Raw genomic sequence first — 1,097 nt, 5'->3', positions numbered from 1 at the left:
CTATCCCCTGCCGGTGAATAAAACCCGCATGGTGCTGCGTTCAGACACGGTTCAGGGGAAAGGCTATAACGAACTTTCCTTTGAAGACAAAGCCGGGATGGAGCAAATCTACCTGCATGGACAGCGGGATATGAACGTTGATATTCTGAATAATATCAATGAAATCACCGGAAAAGATAAAACCGAACATATCAAAAATAACCTGTTTACCACCGTCGATAACGAATATCGCCTGCTGGGGAAAAAGGATATCTCACTGAATGGCGGTGCGGATATTCATCTGCAGGCCAAAGACAGCCTCTACGCACAGACGCAGCAGGATATGCACCTGATGGCCGGGAAAAAAATGGTGTTTGAATGCAGCGAGTCGCTGACGTTTATGGTTGACGGACACTATATCACCATCGCTCCCACCGGCATCACCAGCAGTGACACTATTAGCCTGGGAAGTGGTGCGCCGGGACAGGTGGGCGACTGGAACGGAAAATTGCCGGATGTGCCGGGCATACCCGCTGAACCACCGCCGCCAACACCGGCAGCGCTGTTGCCGGTCACCGGTGAACTGAAACCGCTGTGCCTGAGCTGCATGATGAAGGCGGCCAGCAGCGGACAGACGCTGGTCATCAGGGGGCAGAGCTGATGCAGCCTCTCACGACAGAACAACTTGCTGATATGCCGGCAAAGCGCCTGTACGCGCTGGTGTGCGGTCTGCAGTATGAGCGCGCTTTCGGGCGTGAACTCAGTTATGACAAAGAAACCGTCTTACCGCTGTTCAAAACCTTCCCTGATACGCAGATTGCCTGGGCCGGGCCGTGGCTTATCAATATTGCAGAGGCACCAGAACGGGAGGATGAGCTGATTCAGCTGGAGCAGCAGTTCCCCGCCGTATCGTGGCTGGAGACCCGGACGGATTTTAGCGTGATGGCCGGGCATCTGGCCTCCCTGCTTAACATCCGTCTGGATGACGGTCAGGTGGCGCTCTTTCGTTATTACGACCCCGGCGTACTGCACTCAATAAACACCCTCCTCTCAGAAGAGCAGCGTGCACATTTCTTAACGGGGATTGAGCAGTGGCATTACCGGCATAACGGCGAGCG

At 54.5% G+C, this 1,097-nt stretch carries 1 protein-coding gene and 1 pseudogene; both read left to right on the top strand.

The features are described from left to right. A pseudogene (locus tag DEO48_RS26790) lies at nt 1-640 on the top strand (type VI secretion system tip protein VgrG); the annotation flags it as partial. Further along, the coding region (locus DEO48_RS12600; protein ID WP_109845353.1) for a DUF4123 domain-containing protein at nt 640-1,097 on the top strand (458 nt) is incomplete at its 3' end. The pseudogene DEO48_RS26790 and the gene DEO48_RS12600, both read left to right, overlap by 1 nt.

The sequence above is a fragment of the Enterobacter sp. CGMCC 5087 genome (assembly GCF_003144775.1).
GTDB classification, from domain to species: domain Bacteria; phylum Pseudomonadota; class Gammaproteobacteria; order Enterobacterales; family Enterobacteriaceae; genus Enterobacter; species Enterobacter cloacae_M.
The sequence above is the reverse complement of the archived record's forward strand: the minus strand, read 5'-3'. Positions and strand labels throughout refer to the sequence as shown.